The organism is Caballeronia choica (assembly GCF_001544535.1).
In the GTDB taxonomy this organism is placed as follows: domain Bacteria; phylum Pseudomonadota; class Gammaproteobacteria; order Burkholderiales; family Burkholderiaceae; genus Caballeronia; species Caballeronia choica.
Window position 1 is genome coordinate 1 of record NZ_FCON02000580.1, and the last position, 698, is coordinate 698.

1 protein-coding gene and 1 pseudogene are annotated in these 698 nt (G+C 60.5%); both read right to left on the reverse strand.

The window, feature by feature from the left end:
* Positions 1-88: 88 nt before the first annotated feature.
* On the reverse strand, positions 89-454 hold the full coding sequence (locus tag AWB68_RS45815; RefSeq protein ID WP_087650528.1) for a hypothetical protein: 366 nt from the start codon (positions 452-454) through the stop codon (positions 89-91).
* Positions 444-698 (reverse strand): annotated as a pseudogene (locus AWB68_RS50680) (hypothetical protein); the annotation flags it as partial. The pseudogene AWB68_RS50680 and the gene AWB68_RS45815, both read right to left, overlap by 11 nt.

Genomic DNA, 698 nt, shown 5'->3' on the forward strand with positions numbered 1-698 from the left:
CTCCACTTTGCCGCCCGACGGAGTCGGTATTACGCGCACTGCTTTCACTATCGTCATCTCCTTTGAATAACCAATCCGTCTTGAACGCTCAGTCGGCTGCCGCCGCTTTCGTGCGAATGACCGACAGCAGTTCGAGCGCCTGCTCCGCGGCGCTCTCGCCACCCGCCCGGTTCCCGCGAACGAAAGCCGGACGAAGGTCTTCGATCTGAGCAAGCGCCTGCATCATGGCGTCGCCTGCCACACAGAGCCGACGAAACTCGTTGATCGTGAGCAGGTAGGTGTGGAATACATCGCCCTCTGGTCGGGTGACGCCTTCCCGATGTAGCGCAGCATTCAGCCAATGGGTGCCAGCGAGCATCGCGGCCTCGATCTTCATCTCGTAGTCCGCCGGACCACACTTTTGCAGCGAACGCTCGATGCGTTGTGCCACCGCAAGATGCTGGTCAATTTCCATGTCCCACCCCATGCAGGCGATCGTTCAACAGTTGTAGACAGCGCTGCAATGCCGTATCGCATTCCTCGACAATCGCCGCGCTCGGCTCCAGCCCTTCACGCACGCATGGATCCCTGTACCGCTCGATCAATTCCATCAGATGCATCATGGAAGCGATGTCCTCGGGCACCGGCCCCTCGACTTTCGGGCGCCCAACGTGGAGCACATCGCCGAGCGGGCAGAACGTAGCGCGAAACGTACCGTC

What these genes read in the sequence shown, in the direction of transcription:
- AWB68_RS45815 (WP_087650528.1), bottom strand. Translation starts at nt 454, where the DNA reads ATGGAAATTGACCAGCATCTTGCGGTGGCACAACGCATCGAGCGTTCG.